This window comes from Paenibacillus sp. Y660 (assembly GCF_057221575.1).
In genome coordinates, this window is record NZ_JBXBBJ010000003.1 from 74,073 (window position 1) to 99,147 (window position 25,075).

The 25,075-nt window shown below is 48.0% G+C and carries 23 protein-coding genes and 1 other annotated feature; of the genes, 2 read left to right on the top strand and 21 right to left on the bottom strand.

What is annotated here, in order from left to right; translation table 11 throughout:
* Positions 1-29: 29 nt before the first annotated feature.
* The 5 genes from AC2TDN_RS05255 to AC2TDN_RS05275 form a co-directional block, all read right to left on the bottom strand.
* Entirely contained in the window at positions 30-1,904 is a 1,875-nt protein-coding gene (locus tag AC2TDN_RS05255) for an arginine--tRNA ligase (RefSeq protein ID WP_484687235.1), read from the bottom strand.
* A 50-nt stretch (positions 1,905-1,954) separates the two neighbouring features.
* Positions 1,955-2,188: a binding site (T-box leader), on the bottom strand.
* Between the two features lie 113 nt (positions 2,189-2,301).
* The gene (locus AC2TDN_RS05260) at positions 2,302-2,706 is read right to left on the bottom strand and encodes a hypothetical protein (RefSeq protein WP_484687236.1); all 405 of its coding nucleotides are present in this window, start codon (positions 2,704-2,706) and stop codon (positions 2,302-2,304) included.
* A 174-nt stretch (positions 2,707-2,880) separates the two neighbouring features.
* Positions 2,881-3,627, bottom strand: a complete 747-nt coding sequence (gene map / locus AC2TDN_RS05265) for a type I methionyl aminopeptidase (protein ID WP_484687380.1) — start codon at positions 3,625-3,627, stop codon at positions 2,881-2,883.
* Positions 3,628-3,810: 183 nt separating this feature from the next.
* Entirely contained in the window at positions 3,811-4,032 is a 222-nt protein-coding gene (locus tag AC2TDN_RS05270) for a hypothetical protein (protein ID WP_484687237.1), read from the bottom strand.
* A gap of 212 nt (positions 4,033-4,244) precedes the next feature.
* Positions 4,245-4,565, bottom strand: a complete 321-nt coding sequence (locus tag AC2TDN_RS05275; protein WP_484687238.1) for a rhodanese-like domain-containing protein — start codon at positions 4,563-4,565, stop codon at positions 4,245-4,247.
* Positions 4,566-4,782: 217 nt separating this feature from the next.
* On the opposite strand from AC2TDN_RS05275, the gene AC2TDN_RS05280 reads away from it, so the two are divergent.
* A complete protein-coding gene (locus tag AC2TDN_RS05280; protein WP_482065442.1) occupies positions 4,783-5,436 on the top strand; it encodes a HutD/Ves family protein in 654 nt (217 codons plus the stop codon).
* 48 nt (positions 5,437-5,484) lie between these two features.
* Here AC2TDN_RS05280 and AC2TDN_RS05285 read toward each other — a convergent pair whose 3' ends face one another.
* The 12 genes from AC2TDN_RS05285 to AC2TDN_RS05340 all read right to left on the bottom strand — a co-directional run bounded on the left by AC2TDN_RS05285 (position 5,485) and on the right by AC2TDN_RS05340 (position 18,162).
* Positions 5,485-6,804 (bottom strand): amidohydrolase family protein, encoded by a 1,320-nt coding sequence (locus tag AC2TDN_RS05285; protein WP_484687239.1) that lies wholly within the window; start codon positions 6,802-6,804, stop codon positions 5,485-5,487.
* A 10-nt stretch (positions 6,805-6,814) separates the two neighbouring features.
* Positions 6,815-8,071, bottom strand: a complete 1,257-nt coding sequence (locus AC2TDN_RS05290; protein ID WP_482065444.1) for an allantoate amidohydrolase — start codon at positions 8,069-8,071, stop codon at positions 6,815-6,817.
* A 49-nt stretch (positions 8,072-8,120) separates the two neighbouring features.
* On the bottom strand, positions 8,121-9,380 hold the full coding sequence (gene hutI, locus AC2TDN_RS05295; RefSeq protein ID WP_484687240.1) for an imidazolonepropionase: 1,260 nt from the start codon (positions 9,378-9,380) through the stop codon (positions 8,121-8,123).
* Positions 9,381-9,393: 13 nt separating this feature from the next.
* Positions 9,394-11,055, bottom strand: a complete 1,662-nt coding sequence (gene hutU / locus AC2TDN_RS05300; RefSeq protein ID WP_482065446.1) for a urocanate hydratase — start codon at positions 11,053-11,055, stop codon at positions 9,394-9,396.
* A 32-nt stretch (positions 11,056-11,087) separates the two neighbouring features.
* Positions 11,088-12,608: a histidine ammonia-lyase gene (gene hutH / locus AC2TDN_RS05305; RefSeq protein WP_482065447.1), complete on the bottom strand. Its 1,521-nt coding sequence runs from the start codon at positions 12,606-12,608 to the stop codon at positions 11,088-11,090.
* Positions 12,609-12,655: 47 nt separating this feature from the next.
* Positions 12,656-13,645: an ABC transporter ATP-binding protein gene (locus AC2TDN_RS05310; RefSeq protein ID WP_484687241.1), complete on the bottom strand. Its 990-nt coding sequence runs from the start codon at positions 13,643-13,645 to the stop codon at positions 12,656-12,658.
* Positions 13,646-13,675: 30 nt separating this feature from the next.
* Positions 13,676-14,602, bottom strand: coding sequence for an ABC transporter substrate-binding protein (locus tag AC2TDN_RS05315; protein WP_482065449.1), 927 nt, complete (start codon positions 14,600-14,602; stop codon positions 13,676-13,678).
* A gap of 20 nt (positions 14,603-14,622) precedes the next feature.
* A complete protein-coding gene (locus AC2TDN_RS05320) occupies positions 14,623-15,267 on the bottom strand; it encodes an ABC transporter permease (RefSeq protein WP_482065450.1) in 645 nt (214 codons plus the stop codon).
* Between the two features lie 17 nt (positions 15,268-15,284).
* Entirely contained in the window at positions 15,285-15,905 is a 621-nt protein-coding gene (locus AC2TDN_RS05325) for an ABC transporter permease (protein WP_482065451.1), read from the bottom strand.
* 164 nt (positions 15,906-16,069) lie between these two features.
* Positions 16,070-17,263, bottom strand: a complete 1,194-nt coding sequence (locus AC2TDN_RS05330; RefSeq protein WP_482065452.1) for an AraC family transcriptional regulator — start codon at positions 17,261-17,263, stop codon at positions 16,070-16,072.
* A 166-nt stretch (positions 17,264-17,429) separates the two neighbouring features.
* Positions 17,430-17,741 carry a YbjQ family protein gene (locus tag AC2TDN_RS05335; protein WP_482065453.1) on the bottom strand — a complete coding sequence of 104 codons (312 nt, stop codon included), beginning with the start codon at positions 17,739-17,741 and terminating at the stop codon, positions 17,430-17,432.
* 82 nt (positions 17,742-17,823) lie between these two features.
* Positions 17,824-18,162, bottom strand: coding sequence for a DUF3889 domain-containing protein (locus AC2TDN_RS05340; protein ID WP_484687242.1), 339 nt, complete (start codon positions 18,160-18,162; stop codon positions 17,824-17,826).
* 159 nt (positions 18,163-18,321) lie between these two features.
* On the opposite strand from AC2TDN_RS05340, the gene AC2TDN_RS05345 reads away from it, so the two are divergent.
* A complete protein-coding gene (locus tag AC2TDN_RS05345; RefSeq protein ID WP_484687243.1) occupies positions 18,322-18,861 on the top strand; it encodes a hypothetical protein in 540 nt (179 codons plus the stop codon).
* Positions 18,862-18,952: 91 nt separating this feature from the next.
* Here the strand turns inward: AC2TDN_RS05345 and AC2TDN_RS05350 are convergent, their stop codons facing one another.
* The 4 genes from AC2TDN_RS05350 to AC2TDN_RS05365 all read right to left on the bottom strand — a co-directional run bounded on the left by AC2TDN_RS05350 (position 18,953) and on the right by AC2TDN_RS05365 (position 24,806).
* Positions 18,953-20,533, bottom strand: a complete 1,581-nt coding sequence (locus AC2TDN_RS05350; RefSeq protein ID WP_484687244.1) for a SagB family peptide dehydrogenase — start codon at positions 20,531-20,533, stop codon at positions 18,953-18,955.
* Positions 20,534-20,589: 56 nt separating this feature from the next.
* Positions 20,590-22,533 (bottom strand): TOMM precursor leader peptide-binding protein, encoded by a 1,944-nt coding sequence (locus AC2TDN_RS05355; RefSeq protein WP_484687245.1) that lies wholly within the window; start codon positions 22,531-22,533, stop codon positions 20,590-20,592.
* Positions 22,530-24,482 carry a putative thiazole-containing bacteriocin maturation protein gene (locus tag AC2TDN_RS05360; RefSeq protein WP_484687246.1) on the bottom strand — a complete coding sequence of 651 codons (1,953 nt, stop codon included), beginning with the start codon at positions 24,480-24,482 and terminating at the stop codon, positions 22,530-22,532. Before AC2TDN_RS05360 ends, AC2TDN_RS05355 begins: the two co-directional genes overlap by 4 nt.
* Positions 24,483-24,644: 162 nt before the next feature.
* Positions 24,645-24,806, bottom strand: coding sequence for a hypothetical protein (locus AC2TDN_RS05365; protein WP_484687247.1), 162 nt, complete (start codon positions 24,804-24,806; stop codon positions 24,645-24,647).
* Between the last annotated feature and the right edge of the window lie 269 nt (positions 24,807-25,075).

Sequence of the window (25,075 nt, forward strand, 5' to 3'; positions counted from 1 at the left end):
CAATCGAATTGCATGAATGGAACATGCGGCTACATGCTGTTTGGTGCTGGCAAACCTAGTATTTCAAGCGCATCCTGCATCGTTTGCTTATAACGCTCCGTGAGCCATAGGCGCAGGCTCCTCGCCTCCCCCTCTGACTTTAGAATCGGGCAAGTGGCATAGAAATGATTGAATAAAGCAGAGAGCTCATATACGTAGTTGCACAAATGGTTTGGCGCGAGCTCCATGACAGATGTTTGCAGCGTTTCCGGCCAATAGGCTAGCTGTTTAAGCAGACTGCGTTCCTGTAATCCAAGCTCGCCGGATGCCAAAGTATCGCTAGGGACTGGGATACCCGAAACACCCGATTTCTTCAATATGCTGCTTGCGCGCGCATAAGAATACATTAAATAAACGCCTGTATTCCCGGTTACCTCAGTCGCTTGTTCAAGATCAAATACGACCTCCGTCTGTAAGTGGAAACGCAGCAAATAGTAGCGGATCGACGCTGCTGCAATCGCGCTGCTCGATAATCCGGCCTTGCGTGATCGGTTCGAATCGATGATTTGTTCCATATGCGCCAAGAAATCCGCGATTTTGACGCCGATTCCTTGCCTGCCCGACATCGCATAAGCTTGCTTCCCGTCCGAGGTATCAATGCCTAGACCTCTTGCCGTTTGAGGACTTAACGATACAACGCCATAGCTGACATGTCTAAGCTGCTCCGCCTGCTTCTGGTAGCCTAAAGCAAGCAGTGCTTGCTTAACCATCGCTTGCGGATATTCCTGGCGCTGATCGATGACGTTAATGACCATATCGGCGCGGCCTATTTTTTTCTTCACTCCGCTGGCGTGGGTGGACCAAAGGCGATCGGAGAACTTTTTGTACTGAAAATCGTTATCGAGCAAGCCAAACTTCCACAGGTGATAGGCAATGTCCTTAGCTGTGTAGGTCAAAATACCATTCGAGCGTACGAGCACCTTTTCCGCATGGAATTCTGTTTGCTCCTTGATATCGCCTTCTTGCTCCGGCTGTTTAAGCACCCAGCAGCCCGCTAGCTTCCCGTCATCCTCCTTACGGAAGATATCTGTACGCTTAAGCTGCTCATACGTTCGCTCCCAGAAGCCTTCACGCACGATGCTGCTCTCCCATACGAGAACATCATAGGAGATGCCGAACTTCTTCATTTCCTCCACATGCTCGCGTACGATTCGTTCTGCTATGAGCAAGCCCATCCATGCTACATTGGAGCGCCCCTCCTCTAATTGAGCAAGCACCTTTGTACGCTCCTCGAGCAATGCAGGCTGCTCTTTGTACGCCTTATTGATCTTGGAATATGTCTCCCAGCAAAAATCTCCAAAGCGCTCATAAGGCTGCTCGGTCGTCGTCTGCAAAACGCCAACCACCGTATCAGCCAGCTGATTGCCTAGGTCATCGATATAGTTATGCACCTCTACTTGATGTCCTGTCCGTTTGAGCATTCTCGCTAACGAATCGCCGATGCAGGAATTGCGCAAATGTCCGATATGAGCCGATTTATTCGGATTGATCGACGTATGCTCGATCAGCACTTTGTTTCTCGCTTCTGTGATCCGTGCTGCCGGCTGGTCTGAAGCTTGAGCCCACCAGGACCAATTCACATAGAAGTTCAGGAAGCCTGGAGGAGCTACCTCGATACGAGCGATAGATGAGGACAAGCTCGGCTCGGTGAGCAGCTGCTCCTTGAATTCACCCGCAATCTGGGAAGGAGCGCGCTTCATTAGCTTTGCAAGCTGCATCGCAATATTGCTGCTGTATTCGCCATGCTCCAGATTAACGGGATGCTCCACCGCTATCCTCAGATTTACAGGCCGCTGCAGCCCGGCCTCCGATAACATTCGCTGCATAATAACCTCAATCGCCGCAATGATTTGTTCATTAATCATTCCCATTCCTCCATTCGCATAAAAAATACAAAAAGGCCCCCGTCTCTAAAATAAGAGACGAGAGCCGTAAAGATCCCGTGGTACCACTCTAAGTGCCAAGCGTGCAAGCTGCTTGACCCCTCGTTTTCGTAACGGTCCATGACCGGATTTGCCTACTGCTGCTTACTTCGGTTCGGCAAACCATTTCCTGGGTCCGCTTCATCTAAGACATCCGTACCGGCTTCCACTGACCCGGCTCGCTGCAACTATCCGTCATAGATTACTGTCCCATTCACTAATGTTGTGATTTCCAATTGATTGCTTAGAAATATTTATACAGGATCGTCTTTGCTATGTCAAGCTGGAATAACCATTGACATAGCTATAGCTGCTGGTTATCAAAAAAGTGAAGCACCCATTACCAGCAATCTTGCTCATTTAGAACAAATCGGTCATTATCGATCGTCAGCTCAGCTCTTCCGGTTAACGATTCCGTATATCCACAAGCGATATTTTCTCTCGTAATCCCTCTAGAATCCGTGTATTTTAAGTAGACAGCGCCTTCGCCCGTTAATTGCAGCTGCGGTTTAATTCGAACGCTGTCGCCAGCTTTTATTGTCTTCGTATACTTATGCTCCGATGAGCCTGAGACCATTCCCATCTCCACCGAAACGATGTCATAGTCAGAATCGTTATTCAACGTGACGGCAAAAGGCATGAACATGTTAAAATTGTTCGTATTCGTTCTAAGCCAATTAAAGACAAAAATAATTAGCAATAAAGCCATAACAGCCAATAAGATGTACCCGTTTCTCGTTTTCATTTTTTGTTCCTGCTCCCAGATCTGTTAGTCATTCTCTAAAAGAAAGAATATAATGGAATTTTTCTTTCACATAAATAAGACGCTCCATTCGTAAAAAATGTTACATGTCCGCAAAAAAAAGCCTCCGCCGAATGACGGAAGCCTTTGTATTTCATGCTTGAAAATCAAGGACTGCTATTGTTCAGTCAAAATGATCGGACCATCATCGGTGATCGCCAGCGTATGCTCATATTGAGCCGACAGACCGCCATCGACCGTTCTTGCCGTCCATCCGTCTGCATCAATTTTACTGTGGTATTTTCCCGTATTCAACATCGGCTCAATGGTCAGCACCATACCCGCCTTTAAGCGCGTGCCTCTATGCGGAGGTCCATAATGGGGCACTTGAGGCTCTTCATGCATTTTCTGGCCGATGCCATGACCAATAAAGTCTCGGACGACCGAGAACCCTTGCGCTTCAGCATAGACTTGAATTGCATGCGATATGTCACCGATCCGGTTTCCAACTACAGCCTGTTCAATGCCTTTATAGAGCGACTCCTTGGTGACATCGAGCAGCCTTTGCGCCTCTGCCGACACATTCCCAACCGTATAGGACCAAGCCGAATCGGCGAGCCAGCCATCCAATTTAACGACCATATCAACCGTTACGATATCGCCTTCCACCAGTACGGTTTGACTAGGAAAGCCATGGCAAATGACATCGTTAATTGAAGCGCAAGTCGCGAACGGATATCCATTATACCCTTTTTGCTCCGGCGTCGCGCCATGCTTTTCCAAAAAAGCTTCAACAAATTGATCGATTTCTAAAGTGGTAATGCCAGCACGGATGAAAGAGCGCAGCTCCCGGTGGCAGGCTGCCAATACTTCACCCGCTTTTTTCATTTTCATCATTTCTTCCTGCGTCTTGATAACAATCATTTCAATCACCTAATCCTTCACTTCAATTACGCCGCAGCCTGAAGTTTTCTCTAAAATGTATAATCGGTTTTAAAATAAGAATACCCCAGCTTGCGCTCCAAGTTAGCTCCTGAAGTATGTATGCTTCAGTATATGTTCGAATGGTTTATTCGTTAACGGAATAGAACCAGCTTAGCGGAAACGTTAAGGATTCTTGATCAGTTCTTTCTTCCAAAAATCGATCACCGTATGATCTTCCAATTCCATTGACGACCATGAGACCTTATATTTAAATCCATGCTTTTCCATCATTGTTATTGTGTTCTGCACTTCTTCATTGCTCACTCTCAGCTCCATTGACAACGAATTTTTTAATATCGACATCAACTCGCTAATTTCTTCAGCTGTATGCTCTTGAAGCATCATTCTCATTCATCCTTTCTATTTTGTGTTTCAACCTGTGGCTAAGCATGATATGAAAAGAATAGCAATCTGTTATTTTTCACAGCAGCTATCCAGATAATCAGATATGATTTTGCCCGTTGAGCTGAGCAACTATTCCACAACCTAGCATACAAACAAAAAAAGTCCTTGGGAGGACTTTTTTTGAAGAAACAGCTTTATCAAAAATGGATCCATTATTCGCCCAGCGCTACCTCGCCTGGCCATTGCAGCATGCCGCCTGTTACGTTTACTACTTTATAGCCTTGTGCGTGCAAGAAGTCGCAGGCTTTGCCGCTGCGGCCGCCGCTCCGGCAAATCAGAACGATTTCTTGCTCGCCCTGCTGAAGCTCATTCGACCGCTCCTGAAGCTCCGATAAAGGAATGCTGCGTGCTTCTTTAATATGGCCAGCTTGCCATTCATCCGGTTCGCGGACATCAACGAGATTTAAGGTTTTGCCTGCCTTTAGCTGGTCATCCAGCTCAGCTGCCGTCATTTCCGGATACATATTATTCATCCCTTCAAGCCATGCTTAATATTTATTTGTCTATAAGCATTGTATCGCGAAGGCAAGTTCATGTCCATCTTGGCACACGTTCACTGCTTATAGAATATAGCAAACCAGCCTTTCTTGCAGATGATAAAGACTGTTCACAGCCCCTCTCAACACGCATCAAACAGCACTTCATATGTTATAATTACATACATGCAAATTCATTTAAGAACGGAAGGCGATGGTCATTATTTCTCTTTCATTTCAATTATGCAGGAAAGCTCAGCAGCACACAGCAAGATGGTCGGGCGGTACGACAACGGAGGTTGCCATATACCCTCAAGATGCAGATTATTCGAAGCGGAATTTTGGATGGAGAATTAGTACGGCAACAGTCGAAGTCGAGCAATCCACCTTCACCCCCCTTCCCGGCATTTGGCGACTAACGATGGTCACAGCGGGAGAAATGACTCTTCAGCATGAAGGGCATCATCAGACTGTGTTGAAGCCCTATGAACAGGATAGCTACAGCGGAGAGTGGACAACCCAAAGCTTTGGGAAAGTAGAAGATTTCAATCTGATGCTGACTGAAGGCTACAAAGGCGAGCTTCAAGCACTGCACATGGATGAATCTGCTCAAACGGTCATTCTTGGCCCCTATTTATCTACTAACGATTTCAACCAAGTGTTCGAAGCGATTTATTGCGCTAACGGCGCCATTACTTTCCGTATAGATGGCGGTATATCTGAACAGCTTCAGTCAGGCGATATGCTGCTTATTTCAAATATCGATCCAAAGCGGCAGATTCAAGCTCATTTCACAAACGAAGCTGAAAAAAATACCGCTATTATAAAAGCGACTATATTTGCTTCATCAATAGCCAGCGTCATATAAAAAAAAACCTTCTGATCCTTTACTTGGGATCGGAAGGGTTTTTGGCAGTTAAACGGTTGACCATTTATCAAATAATGAATCCACACGATGAACGATGTTTCGTTCGGGAACGGTAGTAAGCTTCCCATTATCTACGATCAATTTGCCGCCCACGACGACATAGGAAATAGCGCCCGGCTGCATCGCATAAACCATATTCGCAAATAGCTCGTTCTTCGGTGCAAGCGACAAGTCATCGATATCCAAGGCCACAAAATCAGCGTAAGCGCCTTGTTCCAACACGCCGATCGGCATGCGCAAAATCTCGCCGGCGCGCTTCGTTCCCATCTCGTATACTTGGCCCGCAGTAATGCAGGTTCCATCCAGCCTTGTCACCTTTTGCAGCATGGAGCACATCCGCATCTCTTCAAATACGCTGATTCGGTTGTTGCTACATGCGCCGTCAGTTCCCAGCGTTATTTTCACGCCTGATTTCAGCAAATCGGGAATGCGAGTAACGCCGTCGGCAAGAAACATATTGCTTGACGGACAGTAGGCGAGGGAACAGCTGCGTTTGCCGAGGAGCTCGATCTCGGAATCATCCAGCCAGACGAGATGGATGGCGATCATTCTCTCATCCAGCACGCCGAGCGAATCCAAATAATGAACCGGACGCAAGCCGTAATCCCGCAGCGTTTCCTCAACCTCAAACATCTCTTCCGCTACATGAATATGAAACGGAGTGTCCAGCTCCTGCGCGAGCCTGTGCCCTGCCTTAATCATCTCCGGTGAAGCCGCATGAGGGCTGTGAGGCGCAGGATGCACCGTTACCATCCGATTGCCTTGATATTTGATGGCAAGGTCGCGGGTGCGCTTGACCGCATCATCGACCGTCTCCCGATAAGAGATTGGCGCACCGGTCCAATCGTACATCGTACGGGCAAAGACGAGCCGAATGCCAAGGTCGTTAGCTGCACGAATAACTGCCTCATCATGTGCCGTTCCACCGTTGTGGACATAGAAGAAATCACTCACTGTGGTTACGCCATAACGCAGCATTTCCCCGAAGGCAAGCAGCGCCCCGGTATAGATAGCCTCTTCATCCAGAAGCGGCGTATATTTATAGAGGGCCTCGTCTCTCCAATCGAGAAAAGGCCGGTCAATGGCGATACCACGCAGCAAGCTTTGGAAGGAGTGGTTATGCGAATTGACCGTACCTGGGACGATGGCTTTGCCGGACCACAAAATCCTTTCAGCAGCCGGATAACGCGAGCTCAGCCGCTCTTCGGGACCGATCTCCTTGATGATGCCATCTTCCACTAGGATGGCTTGCTTCGGCTCAAAAGCATCCTGCGTATATACATAATCTGCAATAAATAATTGCTGCATGTTCATCCCCCTACTCCTCTAATCTTTTATCCAAGGACAAAATGGCGTGAAGCAAAACATTAGCGACTTTCTCGATATCCGTCATGAGGCTCTCTTCCTCCGGACAATGGCTCTTCCCGTCAATGCTCGGGACAAACAGCATCCCTGCCCGGGTCAAAGCCGACATATGCACCGCATCATGTCCTGCCATGCTGCCTAAGTAGAGCGTTTCGAGCGCTAATGCTTCGGACTGCTCCTTGCAAACATCAATAACCGTTTGATCCATCGTTGCTGGCGCTTGATCGAGTACAACCCGCCGCTCAACCTTGCCTATTCTTCTGCGTACAATTTCTTCGACTGCAACGTTCCATGACGAAATAACCTGCTGAATTTCCTCGGTGGATTTCCCTCGAGCTTCCAAATTAAACACGACTTTCTCAGGAATGATATTCGCCGCATTCGGATAATTGACGATTCGTCCAATCGTTCCAACGACTTCATCGGCTGGATGATTGCGGCATACGGCTTCGAAAGCGAGCATCAGCTCCGAGGCCAGCATTAAGGCGTCTTTCCGATCATTCATCAAGGTTGTTCCGGCATGATTCGCTTGACCGTGAACGATAACCTCTTCACGATAAATGCCTGTGATCGCCGTTACGATGCCGACAGGGATATTTCGCTCAAGAAGACGCTTGCCCTGTTCGATATGCACCTCAAGAAAGGCAGCAAGCTCATTCGGCTCTCGCTTCGCAGATTCGAATTGCTCCGAGTTCCCTCCCGCTTTATTTAATGCTTCTATAATCGAGAGGCCTTTATCGTCATAAATGCCATCGAGGTCTGGCCGCTTTAATTTCCCCGCTACCGTCCGGCTTCCGAACGTTGACAAGCCGAACGGGTTCGGTTCCTCCGCGCTGAAAGAAATGAGCTCCAGCGGATGGCGCGTTTGAACGCCCTCTTCCTTCAATACACGCATAACTTCTAGTGCCATTAAGACGCCAAGCGCCCCATCGTATTTGCCGCCATTCGGTACAGTATCGATATGCGATCCAAAAGCAATGACAGGCAAATTCGGCTCGCTGCCCGGCCGTCTTGCCCAAATATTCGCAGCGGCATCAAGCCTCACCTCAAGGCCAAGCTCCTGAAGCTCTTTAATCAGCCAGCTCCGCGCCTGAAGCTCCGCGGGTGTAAACGTCGTTCGATCCAAGCCTCCGCGTACGTTTTGTCCGATTTCCCCTAATTCGTGAATTTGCTTCTCCAAACGATCAGGCTGAATTCGTAAATTTTTCATAAATTGCCGTTCTCCTTCGCGAATGCTAGTCCTATCGGCCGTGTTGTTTTCAACCTACAACAACTCTGCCATTTTTAATAACCGTGTCGACTAGATTGACTCCAAAGTTGTATTGAATAAACAAATAGTTCGGCGCGTCAAAAAGTACGAGATCAGCTTTCTTACCTGCCTCGATGCTGCCAATCTCATCAGCACGGCCAATCGCATGTGCTGCGTTAATGGTACATGCCGACAAAACCTCAGCAGGCGTCATCTTCATATTCAAGCAAGCGAAATTCATAATAAGCGGAAGCGATTCTGTTGGACATGAACCGGGATTCCGATCTGTGGAGAGCGCAACCGGGACACCAGCTTCGATCAATTTCCGCGCTTCAGCGGGCTCCTCCATCAGAAAAAATGCAGTGCCCGGCAGCAGAACGGCAATGACGCCAGCTTCCGCCATTTTTGCAATGCCTTCATCCGACGCCTTAAGCAAATGATCCGCTGAAATCGCGCCGACTTTCGCGGCAAGCTCCGCACCGCCAAAGGTTACGATCTCATCGGCATGGATTTTTGGAATAAGACCATACTTCTTCCCAGCCTCTAATATGCGTTCCGACTGCTCGACTGTAAACACGCCCTGCTCGCAGAAAACATCGCAAAAGACGGCTAAGTTTTCCTCTGCTACAGCAGGCAGCATCTCCTCAATAACGATCCTTACATATTCCTCTGGATCGCTCTTATACTCAAGGGGGACTGCATGAGCCCCCATAAACGTAGAAACGATATCAATTTCATGCGATTCATTCAACTTGCGCGCTACCCGAAGCTGCTTCAGCTCATCGGCAGTCGTTAAGCCGTAGCCGCTCTTCGCTTCCAGCGTCGTTACGCCGTATTGGAGAAAACGGTCAAGCCTTTTTCTAGACTCTTCGTACAACTGCTCCTCCGAGGCTTGACGCGTTTGCGTTGTGGAATACAGGATGCCACCGCCCGCTTCCAAAATTTCAATATAAGTGGCACCCTGCAGCCGCATTTCCAGCTCCTTCTCGCGGCTTCCCGCGAAGACGAGATGGGTATGGGAATCAATGAGTCCCGGCGTAACCAGCTTGCCGGATGCATCAATAACGAGCGGCTCCTGCGTGAGGTTATCTACATAGGACTGTGCATCCTCATCGGAACCAACAAATACGATCTGATCCCTTTCGATTACGATTCCGCCATGCTCAATCAAGCCCAGGTCTTCCATTTGCCTGCCGGATTTAGGACTTGCGCTCGCTCCGCTGACCGTAACGATTTGATTCGCGTTTTTGATATAAACGATTGGATTCATAATCGATCCCGCCTTATGTCAGCATTGGCATTTGCACGCCTTTGTTCTTCGCCGTTGATATCGCCAGCTCATAGCCCGCATCCGCATGGCGGACAACGCCCATGCCAGGGTCGCTCGTCAATACGCGTTCAAGCCGTCTCGCCGCATCCTCAGTACCGTCAGCCACCACAACCATACCTGCGTGAAGGGAATAGCCCATTCCAACACCGCCGCCATGATGAACCGATACCCAGCTTGCTCCTGCTGCTGTATTCACCAATGCATTCAAAATCGGCCAATCGGCAACAGCATCGCTTCCATCCTTCATCGCTTCCGTTTCCCGGTTAGGAGATGCGACCGAGCCAGCGTCAAGATGATCGCGACCGATTACAATCGGAGCTGACAGCTCGCCTGAAGCGACCATATCATTGATTATTTTTCCGAATCTTGCTCTCTCGCCATATCCCAGCCAGCAAATACGTGCAGGCAGACCTTGGAATTCAATACGTTCTCTAGCCATTTTGATCCATTTGCATAAATGCTCGTTATAAGCAAATTCCTTCAAAATAACTTCATCCGTTTTGTAAATATCCTCCGGATCGCCTGATAAGGCAACCCAGCGGAATGGGCCTTTCCCTTCGCAAAATTGCGGGCGAATATAAGCCGGCACGAACCCGGGAAAATCAAAAGCATTGGCAACGCCTTCGTCAAACGCAACCTGACGAATGTTATTTCCATAATCAAATACAACAGAACCCAGCTTCTGCAAAGCCAGCATCGCTTCTACATGAATCGCCATGCTTGCTTTGGAACGCTTCACATAGGCCTTCGGATCCTGCTCGCGCAGCACCTCGCCCTCTTGCATCGACATGCCAATCGGCAAATAGCCGTTCAAAGGATCATGGGCAGACGTTTGATCCGTCAAGACGTCAGGAATGAAACCGCGGCCGATCATTTGCGGCAATAGTTCTGCTGCATTGCCGACAAGGCCAATGGACAGCGCTCGCCCTTCGGACTTGGCTTCCTCAGCTAATGTGATCGCTTCATCCAATGACTCGACGCAAGTATCTAAATAACGAGTCTCAATCCGTTTCTCGATTCTCGTACGATCAACATCAATACCGATCACGACCCCATCATTCATCGTGACAGCCAGCGGCTGAGCCCCGCCCATACCGCCCATGCCTGCCGTAACGGTAATCGTTCCTTTCAAGCTGCCGCCAAAATGCTGCCTTGCGCATTCGGCAAACGATTCATAAGTTCCTTGAACGATCCCTTGGCTGCCAATATAGATCCAGCTGCCTGCCGTCATTTGGCCATACATCATCAGCCCTTTTTGATCCAGCTCGTGGAACTTATCCCAATTCGCCCAAGCGGGTACGATATTGGAATTCGCGAGCAGCACTCTTGGCGAATCCTTGTGCGTGCGGAATACCGCTACCGGCTTTCCAGATTGCACAAGCAGAGTTTGATCATCCTCAAGCTCCTTCAGCGTAGCGACAATGCTGTCGAAGGCTTCCCAGTTCCGCGCGGCTTTACCTATTCCGCCGTATACGACAAGCTTTTGCGGATGCTCTGCCACTTCCGGGTCGAGATTGTTCATCAGCATGCGCAGAACAGCTTCCTGCACCCAGCCTTTTGTATTTAACTCCACTCCACGTGGAGCTTTTATAATCGAATGTTGCGATAAGCTCATCCGTAACGCCTCCATTTTGCAAAATGTATAAGTTAAAGAAGACCTACATTCTCTTCTATGATTCGAATAGATTCATCATTCTCAACAAGAGCGAACATCTTTTGCAGATCCGGGTAAAATACGCGGTCCTCCGACCATTTGGGCACATGATTGCGAATGAGCTCATAGGCGATTTCCGTTCCAGCCCCATATTTGAGCGGTTTATGAAATTCTAGCGCCTGCGCGGCAGTCAACAGCTCGATTGCGAGCACTTTGAAGGCGTTGCGAATAACTTGAACGGCTTTCAGCGCTGCTGGCGTGCCCATGCTGACATGATCCTCCTGAAACGCCGATGTAGGAATAGAGTCGACGGATATAGGATGGGACAGCACTTTATTTTCAGCAACTAACGAGGCAGCTACATACTGAGTAATCATGAAACCGCTGTTTAAACCGCCTTTTTCCACCAAAAATGCTGGCAGCTCGCTCGTATGCGGATTAACCAGCCGGTCAATTCGGCGCTCTGAGATGTTAGCAAGCTCCGCTACCGCGATTGCCGTCATATCCATCGTCAACGCCAAAGGCTCTCCATGCGCATTGCATGCCGAGATGGAAATGCCGCCATCGCCGTCGTCGAAGATGAGCGGATTGTCCGTCGCAGAGTTAAGCTCAAGCTCAGCAATTTCAACGGCATGCATGATTTTATCGCGGCATGCGCCGTGCACCTGAGGAATGGACCTTATGCTGAGCGCATCCTGAATTCTGCGGTCCTTGGACTGCTCGCTAATTTCGCTGCTCGCAATAAGCCTTCGAAGATTGTCAGCAACCTGCCATTGTCCCTGAAATGGGCGTACGCGATGAATTCGCTCATCAAACGCATAATAGGTGCCCTTTAGCGCTTCAAAGCTCATCGCACCAGCGATATCCGCCCATTTTGCAAGCTGCAAGCAGTCAAAGATCGCCAAGGCGCTAATACCGCTCATGCATACCGTTCCGTTAACTAGGCTGAGCCCTTCCTTCTCTTTCAACTCTAGCGCCCTAATTCCAGCTTCCTTCATCGCTTCCGCTCCAGTAAGCTGCCGGCCATTATAATAAGCCTCCCCCAGGCCAATCGCGACAAGCGAAATATGGGCCATATGGGTGAGATAACCTACCGAGCCCTGCGAAGGCACCCAGGGCGTTACGCCCTTATTCAACATCTGAACAAGCGTCTCAACCGTTTCCAAACGGATGCCCGAGTAGCCTTGCGAGAAATTGACGACCGCCGCAAACATAATCGCGCGCACTTGATCAGCCTTTAATGGCTCGCCTACCCCGCATGCATGACTCATGATGACGTTTTTGGAAAGCCTTGCCGCTTCGTCCGGCGTTAGTCTAACTTTGCATAGTTCACCCAGTCCCGTCGTAATACCATAAATGGGGCGCTGCTCTTCTACAAATCGTTCTACGTGGCTGCGGCATTTATTGATTTTCGCTTTAACTTCCTCGGCTAGCTCGACCTTAAGTCCTTTTCTTGCGACTGCAGCGACATCCTCAATTCGTATAGTTCTGCCGTTTATTACGATGCTGCTCAAAACAAATCACCTCCGTAGAACAAGCTTTTCCATCTGCTGCTTGAGGCTTAAACATCCGCCGTCTTTTGATATACAGGAGACAGCAGATTTTGAATATGTGAAAGGGCTACTTTGCCGATAACACGGTTTTCTTGCCCAACAACACCAACGACCTGCACGACTTCCGCACCTGTACGCAGTAGAATATCAAGCACCGATTTGAGGTCGCTGGACTCCGAAATCGTTGGAAGGGCAGGATTCACATGGGATGCGACGACCCGCTCCATCGCGGCGCTCACTTTAATGAGACTGATTTTACGGATCATATCGTCCCCACCCATCAAGTGCTGAACAAACTCGTTCTTAGGATGAAGGATGAGTTGGAGAGGAGCGTCGAATTGAACGACCTCTCCATCTTTCATAATAATAATTTTATCTGCTAGCCGAAGCGCCTCTTCCACATCATGCGTAACGAACATAATCGTTTTGTGCAGCTTCTTCTGAATATTAATCAATTCATCCTGCAGCTTGGTTCGCGTAATGGCGTCAATTGCTCCGAATGGTTCATCCATCAGCATAAACGGCGGGTCTGCCGCAAGTGCCCTGGCTAGCCCGATCCGCTGCTGTTGACCGCCGGATAGCTGACGCGGGTATCTTTTCCGATACAGCTTGGGATCAAGATGAACGAGCTCCAGAAGCTCGTCGGTTCTTGCGCTAATTCTAGCCTTGTCCCAACCCAGCATCTCAGGTACGACGGCAATGTTCTGTTCCACCGTCATATGGGGAAACAATCCGCTTTGCTGGATTACATAGCCGATCCGCCTTCTTAGATCATTGACGGGCACATTCTTCGTATCGGTACCGTCAACCAAAATACTGCCCTCCGTTTGCTCGTAAAGTCGATTGACCATCTTTAACAGCGTCGTTTTCCCGCATCCCGAAGTACCGAGCAGTACGATAAACTCACCGCTATTTACTGTTAAGCTAACATCGTTGACAGCAGGCTTTTCCGTGCCGGGATAATACTTGATCACATGTTGAAATTCAATTCCGCTCATTTTGGTCACCTCCTCCAGCTTGCATTCCTGTTATTTAAGAAATCCATTTTCTTTAAGGAATGCTTCCGCTACATCTTCTGGCTCTTTTTTGGTTTCGCCGTCCACTTCCCAGTTCAGAGATGCCATCACTTCATCCGTCAGCAATGCATTGATCTTGTTGAGAATATCGCCAATCTCCGGGTTGTTTCTCAGCACTTCGCCGCGAACTTGCGGAATGGCATGGTATGGAGGCCATAGCTTCTTGTCATCCTCTAGCGAAACGAGATTAAAGCCGGCAATTTGACCATCTGTTCCGAAGCCAATCGTCACATCAACTTGATTATCCGTTAACGCCTTGTATTTCAAGCCGATATCAAACAATTTGGCCGATTTGAATTCGAAGCCGCCATACGTTTGTTGCAAGCCTGGCAGCCCATCTCCCCGATCGGCAAATTCAGGAATAAGCGCAAAATTAAGCTCAGGAGCTTTGGCCGACAGATCAGAAAGTGTCTTTAAGCCAAATTTATTTGCAATATCAGCGGTAGTTACGATCACGTAGGTGTTATTGAATGGCGTTTGATCCAATGTCTCTATATCAAATTTTTCTTTGTAGCCTTTTTTAACCGCCTTATAGACTGCCTTTTCATCATTAGGTGCTGACTCTTTCAGGACGTCCTGAAGCGCCGTTCCTGTATACTCCGGGTACAAATCGATTTCACCGCTTTGAAGTGCTGTAAAAGCCACTTGCGTTCCGCCAAGGTTGAGCTTCCGCTCTATTTTATAGCCAGCTGCATCCAGCGCCTGCGCATACAGCTCTCCGAGGATGTATTGCTCCGTGAAGTTTTTTGATCCGATCTTGATCGTGGGCTTATCCGCTGATCCGCCAGCTTCATTGCTTGATTGACTACAAGCTGCCAAACTAACAGCCAAACATAATACCGTACCAGACAACATCAGCTTCTTAAACATATTTTTCATACCCCTTCACGCTCCTCTGATTATTGGCCCATTTTTGGGCTCGTTAATTTTTCAATCCGTCCAAATATCGAATCGCCTGCAATAGCAAGCAGACAAATCGGTACAGCGCCCACCAGCAGCATCGATGGCTTGGCCAACGCGATTCCATTTATGATGAAATCACCAAGACCTCCGCCGCCTATAAAAGCAGCTAGCGCAGCTCCCGCAATAACCTCAACGGAGGCTGTGCGTATCCCTGTAATAACGACCGGCAAGGCGAGCGGAAACTCAATTTTCCGGATAATCCGAAGCTTATTCATTCCCATCCCTTGCGCAGCTTCAATGATGTTTTTATCGACTTCCTTAAAGGCAACCACCGTATTGATTAGAATGGTAGGGAATGCAAGAATCGTCAATGCAATTAACGAAGGCGTGAATCCGACCCCCACATAAGGCATCGTAAGCGCCAGTACGGCCAAGCTAGGAATGATCTTCCCGAGATAGAACACATTCAGCACAACCATGGACAGCTTATTCCGTTTAGATAAGTAGATCCCAAGCGGTACGCTGATGAAAATACTTATCGCCAATGCGATCATACTCAGCAAAAGATGGATTTTCAAAGCTTCCCAAAAAAGGTCCGGCTTGCTCATCAGATAATCAATAGCTTCTTTGAAAACGTTCATTTCTCAGTTGCCTCCTTTCACCTTGTGTTAAGACTCACTCTTCTTTCAATGAATCGGAACACCAAGTCTGTCGCAATAACAAGTACGAGTACCGCTACGGTGCCTGCGATGATTTTGCCGGAATGATCCTGATAAATGCCTTCAAATATCAGTTTTCCAAGCCCGCCTGCATTGATGAAAGCGGCAATCGTCGCAATGCCGATCATGGAAACTGCCGCGATGCGGATTCCCGCTACTACAACGGGCAGCGCCAGCGGAACGATGATCTTGTAAATCATCCGCCACTTGCCCATCCCCATCCCGCGAGCCGCTTCTACAATAGAAGGCTCTATCCCTTTAATCGCGACCACCATATTTCGGACCAGCGCCATTTGGGAATAGGCGATCAAAGCGATTGCCGCCGGCTTCACTCCTAGGCCAAGGAAAGGGATCAACAGCGCGAATAACGCGATGCTTGGAATCGTATAGATGATGCCAAGAACCCCCAATACGGGAGACTGCACTCTCTTAAAGCGGGAGATCACCGCAGCAATCATCGCAGCAACAAGGATAGAAATGACTAGCGAAAGAGATACGAGATAAATATGTTCGATTAACAGCCCCGTTACCTTATCAAGATGTTCAAACAGATAATTCATCCTAGTCTCTCCTCTCTAGGTCTGAACAACATAAGCCAACTAATGTTATGTTTCATGACACAAACCCCCCGTTTCCCGAACAAGCATAACCTGATGTAAGATTACTTCACGTCTTAATTATAGAATTGAAAACGCTTACAATCAATGGACAAAGTTGCTCACCACTAGCACAATCTTGCTGTGCGATATTCGGAGGGGGTGCAGCTCATTATTTTTTTAAACGTACGCGTAAAATAGTTGGAATCCTGAAAACCGACCTGACCCGCAATCTGTTTAACGGACATATCCGTCGCTTCCAAGTAATATAGCGCTTTCTCAATGCGGATTTTATTCAAAAAATCAATGACGCCTAGACCTACTTCCTTCTTAAACAAATGGGCTAAATGGTAAGTGCTCACATAGCAACATTGTGCTATGTCTTCCAGTGTCATTTTGTTCTGATGGTTCTCGATGATTCGCTTCATCGCTTTGCGTGTAATTGGGGATACGTTCAATTTATTTGCTTTTACAATTTGCTCCGCAAGCATTCTCCAATAATCACATAGCTTGTTTACAAAATTGTTATATCGGACCGTGCTGTATAAGCTTTGAATCATCTTTGCGTTTTCGGATAAAATAACCGAGACATCTCCCCCTTTTACGAGAACCATGCTCGATAAGGACATGCTAAGCTCAATGGCTGCAGATTTGAACATATCGATGTGCAGTTTATAGATTAGCGCTATTCTAGCGAGCAATATTTTCAAATAATTGATAGAGCCTTCGATATCGCCAATTCGGACACGCGCAAGCAGCTCTGTTTTTTCTTCTTGGGAAATCGCCTGCTCCGCCTGCTTGGCGATTTTTTTATCCTTTTCATAGAAATAAATAACGCGATTCCCTTGAAAAAAACGATCAACAAGCGATTCCTTCGCTTCCTCGAAAGACCGATACAGCATATAGGGGCTGTCATAATAGGAGCCGATTCCCGCGGATACAGAAAAACCCTGTTGATCAACCAACCCTTGAATTTTTTGAACGATCGATAATAAGCTTTTTTTTAATGAAGGACTTTGCGGACTATCCGATGGAAGCTCCAGCAGCACCGCTAATATCCCTTCTTCCACCCAAGCCCAAAGAAAAGGCTCTGTTATCGTCTGATAAATAGCCTTGACCAGCTGCTGTCCAATTTCCATTTTCCACGTTATCGATTTATCTATAGCAAGCTCCGGGTAACGATCCATCGAAATCACAATCGTCAAATGAGGCGTAATTTCTATGCCGAGTCTTTGCTGAACTTCTTTAAAGCTGCCTTCATGTACAATTGTTCCGGAAATGAGAAGCTGTGAGAACGCTGCCTCCGTCGTTGCCTGCATCATAAAGACTCCCTTTCTTTATAAAAGTACCGCAATTCTAACCTTATCTGCCTCGTTTCGTCAATTGTAGATTATCTCCATTACAAAAAAAAAACGATTTAACTCAATCGCATAAGCACCGCTTATAACGATCGAATTATTATCGCTTTTTCCCTACTTGATTTTCTGATTATAGACGTACCGCAGTTCCGCTGACAGCTACCATAAGCATGCCCTCGCGTACCACCTCATAATCAATATCGATAGCGACGATTGCATTTGCTCCCAGCCTTGAAGCTTGGTTTTTCATCTCATCAATCGCTACGTCGCGGGCTTCTTTCAGCTTGCTCTCGTATGCGCCCGAGCGTCCTCCTACAATGTCCGTTATCGATGCAAAAAAGTCGCGTACGACATTGGCACCCATTATGGCTTCACCTGTTACGACTCCCACATAATCCTGTATGGGACGTCCTTCGATTGTTGGCGTAGTTGAAATTAGCATCGCTTAAGCTCCTCCCGCTTCATCAAGAAGCGTATCATATCGTTTTGCTTCTAATACGGAGCAGCTTTATCAGATGTTTCAATTATTTTGAATCAAGCTCCTTCATCGTTAGGTTCAATACCTGATCCGTACTCGTTTGGATCGTAATTCTGACCCGCACACCAAATTCCCGTGCATCCTTCCGAAGCCACAGCACAAAGCTCTCCTCTGCTTGCTCCTCTGACAGTTTAGTTCTGCCTACATATTTATAATCAATTATGGAAGCGTTAAGGTACGCTTTCAATGTCTCCTCCATAGCCATTTTTCCCCACTTGGCATAGGAAGGCTCTGCATGCAAGGCAGACTCCCCTGCTGTCATGACCTCAGAGTGAGAGAGGCTCAGCAGAACAAATACGGCCTTCATGACGATATGACGCAGCATTTCTTCAACCACCTGTCTTTTTCATAGTATCCGTACTAGCGTCACCTTCTTCGTTTCGTCCTATTCACTTATGTCTCATGTTCACGCCCAATTTATAGGGATATGTGCCCTTTTTTCGATTTAGGCATATTGTAAGGTATGATAAAAAGGAGGCACACCATGATACCTAATCAGCCTTATGTGCAACAAACGGCTGGCATGCCGGATTATTACCAGCACATGCAAATGAATTCCCTTCAACCCGAAATAAATAAACCTCTCGAGAGTGAGATGACTCAGAAATCCCATTGCCATTGCTGTGTAGATCTAAGCCACATGCATGATTTCCATCATATGTACGATCAACACCACATGCACGGCTACTATCCAATGCACGATTTCCATCATATGCATGATTATCATGATATGCACGATTTCCATCATATGCATGATTATCATGATATGCACGATTTCCATCATATGCATGATTATCACGATATGCATGATTATCATCCGATGCATGACTTCCATCCTGCGATGCATGATTCAATGGATCACCATCATCCTCATGAAGGCTGGGAATACACCTCAATCGATTATCATCACGAATGGTTTCATCCATGGGTTCACCCGCACCATGCGCTTCATGCGCATCATGCGTGTTATCCCGTCGTATGTTACTCGACTGAGAAAGAGAAAGAGAAAGACCAGCCAAGATAGGTGCTCAGTCCTCTGTTTTATCAAATGAATAAACCAAAAAGGACAGAGGAGATGTCGATGACATTCCCTCTGTCCTTTTTGGAATAAACCGCTAGTGAGCCAAACTCCCCTCAAGCCGCGAACGGACTCGACAATGACCGACCGGAATTTGAATGAGACTTGTATGCCCGCGAGAAGCCATATTATAAAGATCATTGCTTATTTGGGCATCAAAACCGAGCAGCGGTCGCCCCCCCATTTGGACTGCGGAAGTTGCCAGCAGCAAGCGATGGACGAGCATCCCTGCCTCCATCTGCAGGATGCGATAGCCTCGGCAACCCAGTTGCACCTGGAGATCGTCCATATCCCCTGCGACATGAAAGCATAACGGCACTTGATGCAAATTCACATTATCCAATGACATTCCATGCTGCAGCCAGGACCGGAGATCGCCGTCACGAACCGGTTCCAAGGCATGTGCAGAAACATTATAGCGATAGGCGCCATTACTAATACCTTCAACGCCGTAGAAGCACCCATATAGAGAAACGCGAGACTCCGGCTTCTCCTGCTTGCCGTCCAGATCATTTCGATACTTAAACGATGACATCACTTCTTGCAACAGAGCTGCAAGACTACATTGACCAACCGGCTGCAATACGAATTCAATTTCCGGCGAATAACGTTCTCGCAATACGGACGCCAGATCATATGTCAGCCTTTTTACTTGAGGCAGCCTATGTGATCCTCCTTTAATCGAATTCTCCTTCTCCCTCCCAATTTGCCGAAACGAATGTGAATATTCCAGCATGGAAGCTTCATTCACTTGGATTAGCATCGGATATTCCGATACTCTTCTCGATCGCATATAGTGCTCATGCCGAGTCACCGCAAGCTCCCTGCACAATTCGTCTGCGGATATGTGTTCCGCGCCTTCTTGCACAGGTAAGAACCATTGCATTTCCGGCTCTGCTGACAGCGGAATGACCGCATACGCGCTCTCTTCCCGCTCGGATAATCCTAAAAGATGATTGACAGCACGGTCCAAAAACTGGAAGTACACACCCGTCTCAAAGCCAAACCTTTTTGACACTTCCAGCAGTTGTCCAATCAATAATCCGGCATCCAGACCCTGCAAGCGATATGAAAAATTATCGTACTTAAAATAATTTTTCCAAAACATAGTCGTTACGAAAGCGACGCCGAAGCAAGCAGGCAAGTCACAGCGATTCCCCAGCGCCTTGCTTAAATAATTGTCATGCTGCCCTTCACGCAGCAGAATCAACCGGTGATGCGCCGCATCATAATGGTAAATGCCGTGAGGCAGGTCCTCCAGCTTCAGATAAAGGTAAAGCTCGCTGGGATATAGCCCACCGCCTGAAGGAACGAATCGCCTGCAAAGCTGTAGAGAGGTTCCCCATTCATCCCCTGCATCCGGTCCATAAACAGATTGGCTCAGTTGCGCAAGACCGAATGTGTACCAAAGAAAATGACCGAGCTCCCGAAGATTTGGCTTAGCACAATCCCGCTCTCCCGCAAGCGTCAGCGGAACCTCGGCAGAAAGAGGGTAAGCAGGCAAGCCCCTATAAAGCTTATAGGGGAGCGGCGCGTCTTCCCAATCGGTCTCCCCATCCTTTGATTTGGCCATATCCGGGTCGAATTGCAATTGGTGAAAAAATGCCTTCAGACTCATTCCTTCTCCTCCTAAAGGCTTGCTTGGGGCATACGATTTGAAAATGCAGTCGCGGCTTACGGAAATGGATGCGGATGCGGATTAAGCTGTTCTGGCTTAAGCGGCTTCTCGACATACCCTAGCTCCGCAGGTATTCTTAGTACCCGCTCCAAGCCCGTCAAGCGAACAAGATGATGCCCGAACGTCATTGGCAGCATGCCCGGAATCAATACCTTTACGCAATGAAGCCCATTTCGAAGCGTTTCCGGCGTCGTCTGATCCACCACGATCACGTCCAGACTGAGCTCGCGGAATGCTTGAAGGATATCCTTTAAATCATCAGTCAAATCCGCATGCTTCTCTTTTGGCTTAAACGCTTCTTCGAAAGTAAGGCGCGCACGATCATTTTGGAGTAAAAAATGAAAACGATCCTCGGCTTCCTTCAAGCTGTACAGCATCGAATGATCGTCCATTTGACGAACGAGCAGCGGATCATCGAGCATTTGCTCATATTGCTCCCGGTTCTCTTCCAGCTTCTCATTCAACGACAGCAGCATGCCCGAAATTTCATGGATCGCGCCTTTTACCGCACGCACCGGATCAGGATGGGCGCCAGCCGCGCATATCAGGTTGACACCTTTATCAGCCTTGTTTTTGGCGAGCACCCAAATGCTTGGAATGCCATGCTCGAGCGTCGAATTGAATGCGTAAACATCGTAGCCGACAACCTCTCGCAAACGCTCGACCATTAAATCCAATTCAAGATCGCAAGCAGAAATAAGATCAAGAGGATCTAGCTGCAGCTGCGCGTACCAGGTCATTAGGAACGAATCGCGTTCGACTACTTCCATTATTCCGTAAAATATAGCTTCCTCCAGGCTGCCGCCTAGCGCGCATCCATTTGAGGTTTCATAAACAAAGCCATGTCCGCATCCTGAGCTATAATAGGCAAGCAGCTCTGGCACGAGAATAGGCCGCTCCTGCAAAAACGAATAGCCCCATACCCAATCGATTGGCCTGCTCGGATCAAACGGTCGAAATGGAAAGCCCGGGCTATCATAATTAACCTTCTCGTGAATGCCAACCAGAACGGGATCGAGCGCCTGGTCCTTCAAGTTGCGGTAGCTGTCATGAACGGTCGTTTGCTTCCCGCGCGGCGACATGCCGCAATATCTCTCCAAACCTTCTAAAATAGCAGTCATTTCGCTGTCGGCAAAAGAATGTGTGCGGCCAGCACAGCCTTCATCACTCGAGAACAATGGCAAATTGATGCTCGAATCGGCAAACGGCGAATGGAGATCGATCATTTTTCCGTTCAAAAAGCCCGTCCGAGCATCCAGATAATCCTTCGCCAAAACCCCTTTCAGCTCCGTCATCGATCGACTGCGGTAGCTGTTTTCACTGATTTTCAAGCTAGGCTGAAGGGTAATTCGGGATGCTATCGCAGAATCCTCCGGGATCTGGCCACATAAAGGACAAAGCGGGTCTGGCAAAAAGAAATGAGACGAGCTATTCAAGGCTTGCAGATGAATAAACGTTAATCGATTTTCCGTTAGAGCAGGACCATCCGCAACAACTCTTCGAGCTTCCGATGCAATAATTTGCGCCATATGCAAAAGACCTAAACGCGAAGACCATACGTCGGGCGAAGTCCCTCCATGCATGAAGTGCTGCTGCTGGATTTCCCACATTTCCTTCCGGTCATTGCCAGCCATGAGGCGTCGAAGTTCTGCACACTGGGAGCATCCCGCCTTTCCCGGTACTACCATCGGCCCGATCACGCCTTCTCCAAACGATACAAATCCGCGAAGCCAAGGCATCCCAGAGCGCTGGAACAGCTCCTCCGCGAACAAATGATCTGAAGGATTATAACCATCATGCAGAACAAGCGCCAGCTTAGCCATCTCCGGTACTTCAGTCGAAAAATCGTTTTGCCTCAAAATCTGATGGTCTTCAGATAATTCGCTGCACACGAAATCTACTAGCTGACCCTCCCCTATAATTGCCAAGATAGCGCTCATTTTCCGCCCTCCTCTCCAAGCGACACGCCGAATGCGCCAGCCAGATCCTCCTTCAAGAATGACTCGACCGTTAAGTCAAAAACAAGCAGACGCTTGCTGCTCTGATTTAATCGTCCAAGAGCGGATAGCAATATTTCTCGGTGTCTTGTTGAATCGATTGCCGGTATCGTTACATTCTCCGTCGCTTCGTCTTTGACACTCACAGAAAGCCAGTTGACCGCATCCGCCGTATCGATAGTCGCTTGGTTTTGGGTATCTAGCAGCGCGCGCTGCAATGCTCTGCGCAGCGCCCCAGTGCGATTGTAGTCAACCGCGCCATACCAGCTGCCTTTTGTTCCGACCCACACGACAGGGAATCCTAGAACATCCTCTCCAAAAGCAAGCGTCGGCGCATCTGCCATCGTCGTTAACGCACTTTGATAATACCGGCTGCGTACATCATCTATTTGACCAATACATGCTAAAACGGCAGAAGGATCATGCTCTATAAGCTTCTGTTTAAACGCTGCTGTCAAACATTTTTGCAGGCCTCGGCAAATACCCTCCGCGATCGACTCCCCCGCTCCGACGCCTAAAAATTCAAGCGCCAGACGCTTGTCAGAGCTGCTGTCCTCCCCCTGCTTGGCATGGATAAGCAAATCAGTCATTCTCGATAAATAAGATTCGATTCCGGCAAGCCCAGCCTCCCTCCGCGCTTCCTCATGATTAATGCCATTGCAAATCATCTCCGAAAGCAGCTCCGCCGGCCCTGTTGACAGCGGATCTACCGCCTGAACAAGGCATTGTGACAGCGGAAGCTGCAGTAATTCCCCTTCCTCCCAGCGGTGAAAAACACCTGTTTCACTAGACGTTAACTGGCTGAAGCAAGTGATCAAGGCCGTTGAATCCTTCTCTTCTTGCTCCCTTTCCAGCAATAAATCCAAATTTTCTATTCGTTTGATAGAAGGACGGCTACCCGCAAGCGGATGCGGGAGAAACGGATGCCAGCCTCCCTCCAAAGTCTCCAAATCAAGCAGAAACAATTTATTTTTGAGTGCGGACACTGCAACTTCCGTGGCTGTTTTCAGCCATTCAAAGACGATGACATTAGCTAGCATCGCTTCTGCGGTAGACGAGGGCGTGTGATGCTGTGGATCTTTATGAATAGCGGGATGATGGACCCTTAGCCAAGCAGAATCCCAGTCCCCATCCGAGTCCGGATGGATCAGCGGTCCGGCTAGACCAGCTTGCTTCAGCATCATAGCAGGAAGCAGCACCTTCCTCTCCTGCCTGCAAATCTCTTGCAGCGCTCTCAATCCCGGTTCGCCATCCTCATCCGACACGAACAATATGGCATCGAACGGCTGCACCACCGACCGCCAATCGATCTTGCCCTCACTTTGCAAAGAAATCTCGTCCAACTTGATCTCTTGGTCCTCACGACGGGCATGCTCTACGAGCTCCAATATTCGCTTTCGATTCGTCGATCCATGATTCGTAATCAGCATGTGAATATGAGGAATTCCAGACTCTAACAAGGACTTTATTAAAGAAACAAAAAAAGAGCCAAACCCGACGGCAAGTACGTTTGACTGTCGAAAAAGCTGAAACCGGTAAGCACCCGAGCCTTCAAAGCTGTCCAAAAATTCAATTTGAGAAGCATATTTCTTAAGCACAGCCTCCTGCAGCGTATGCGATTGATCCTGGCTTACATCCCGAACATAACCGTTCGCATACAGCACTTCCGCGATTTCGTATACATGCTTCTTGTATTGCTCCGGCAATCCGTCAGTCAAATCATTCATCGTGTTCTCGCCGTTAAAGACCGGCATTAATTTCTCAATCCATTGGCCGATCGTACTGCCCTCCATCCGAAACGAGCCAATATTGTTCCGAAAATAGACGCTTCCGTCAGAGCTCGGGAGAAAAAAAGTATCCCCTCTCACTTTAAGACGCATAGAAGGATCCAAATGCCATTCCTCCTTATCGTGAATAATGCCAATAAAAAAACTTTCAACCTTTTCCTCTTTAAAGGTATGTATGGCTATTTGTCCGTCATGCCAGTTCTTAACTAGAAAAAACACCCCTGTCAGCTAAATCGCTTACAGAGGTGTCTTGAATCTTCCACTTATTTAAAAGGCATTAGCGGCAGCGTGCACAACCAGAACAACGAGCGCAGCCTCCGCAGCGGGCACAGCCTCCGCATCTGAAACAGTTGCTGCAACTTGCGCAGTTTCCACAGGAACAAAAACCGATACAAAAGCCAATGCAAAAACCGATACAAAGCCGTGCATTGTTTGGATCCACTTGACCTTGACCGGCATTTGGCGTCATACCACTCGATTTGTAAGGGTCAATATTCAAATTTTGAAGATCATTCTTAAATTCATTCATCTCAGCAGCCTCCGTATATGTTCATCATTTTTTCAACGGTTTAGACTAGAATGAACGACTGAAGTGAAAGCAGCTCAAACTGGCCTTATGCCGTTGTTCGTTCATGACATATACGTATGAAATTACCTCCGCTAGTGTTACTGCTGCAACCGCCTAGTTGCCAAAATAA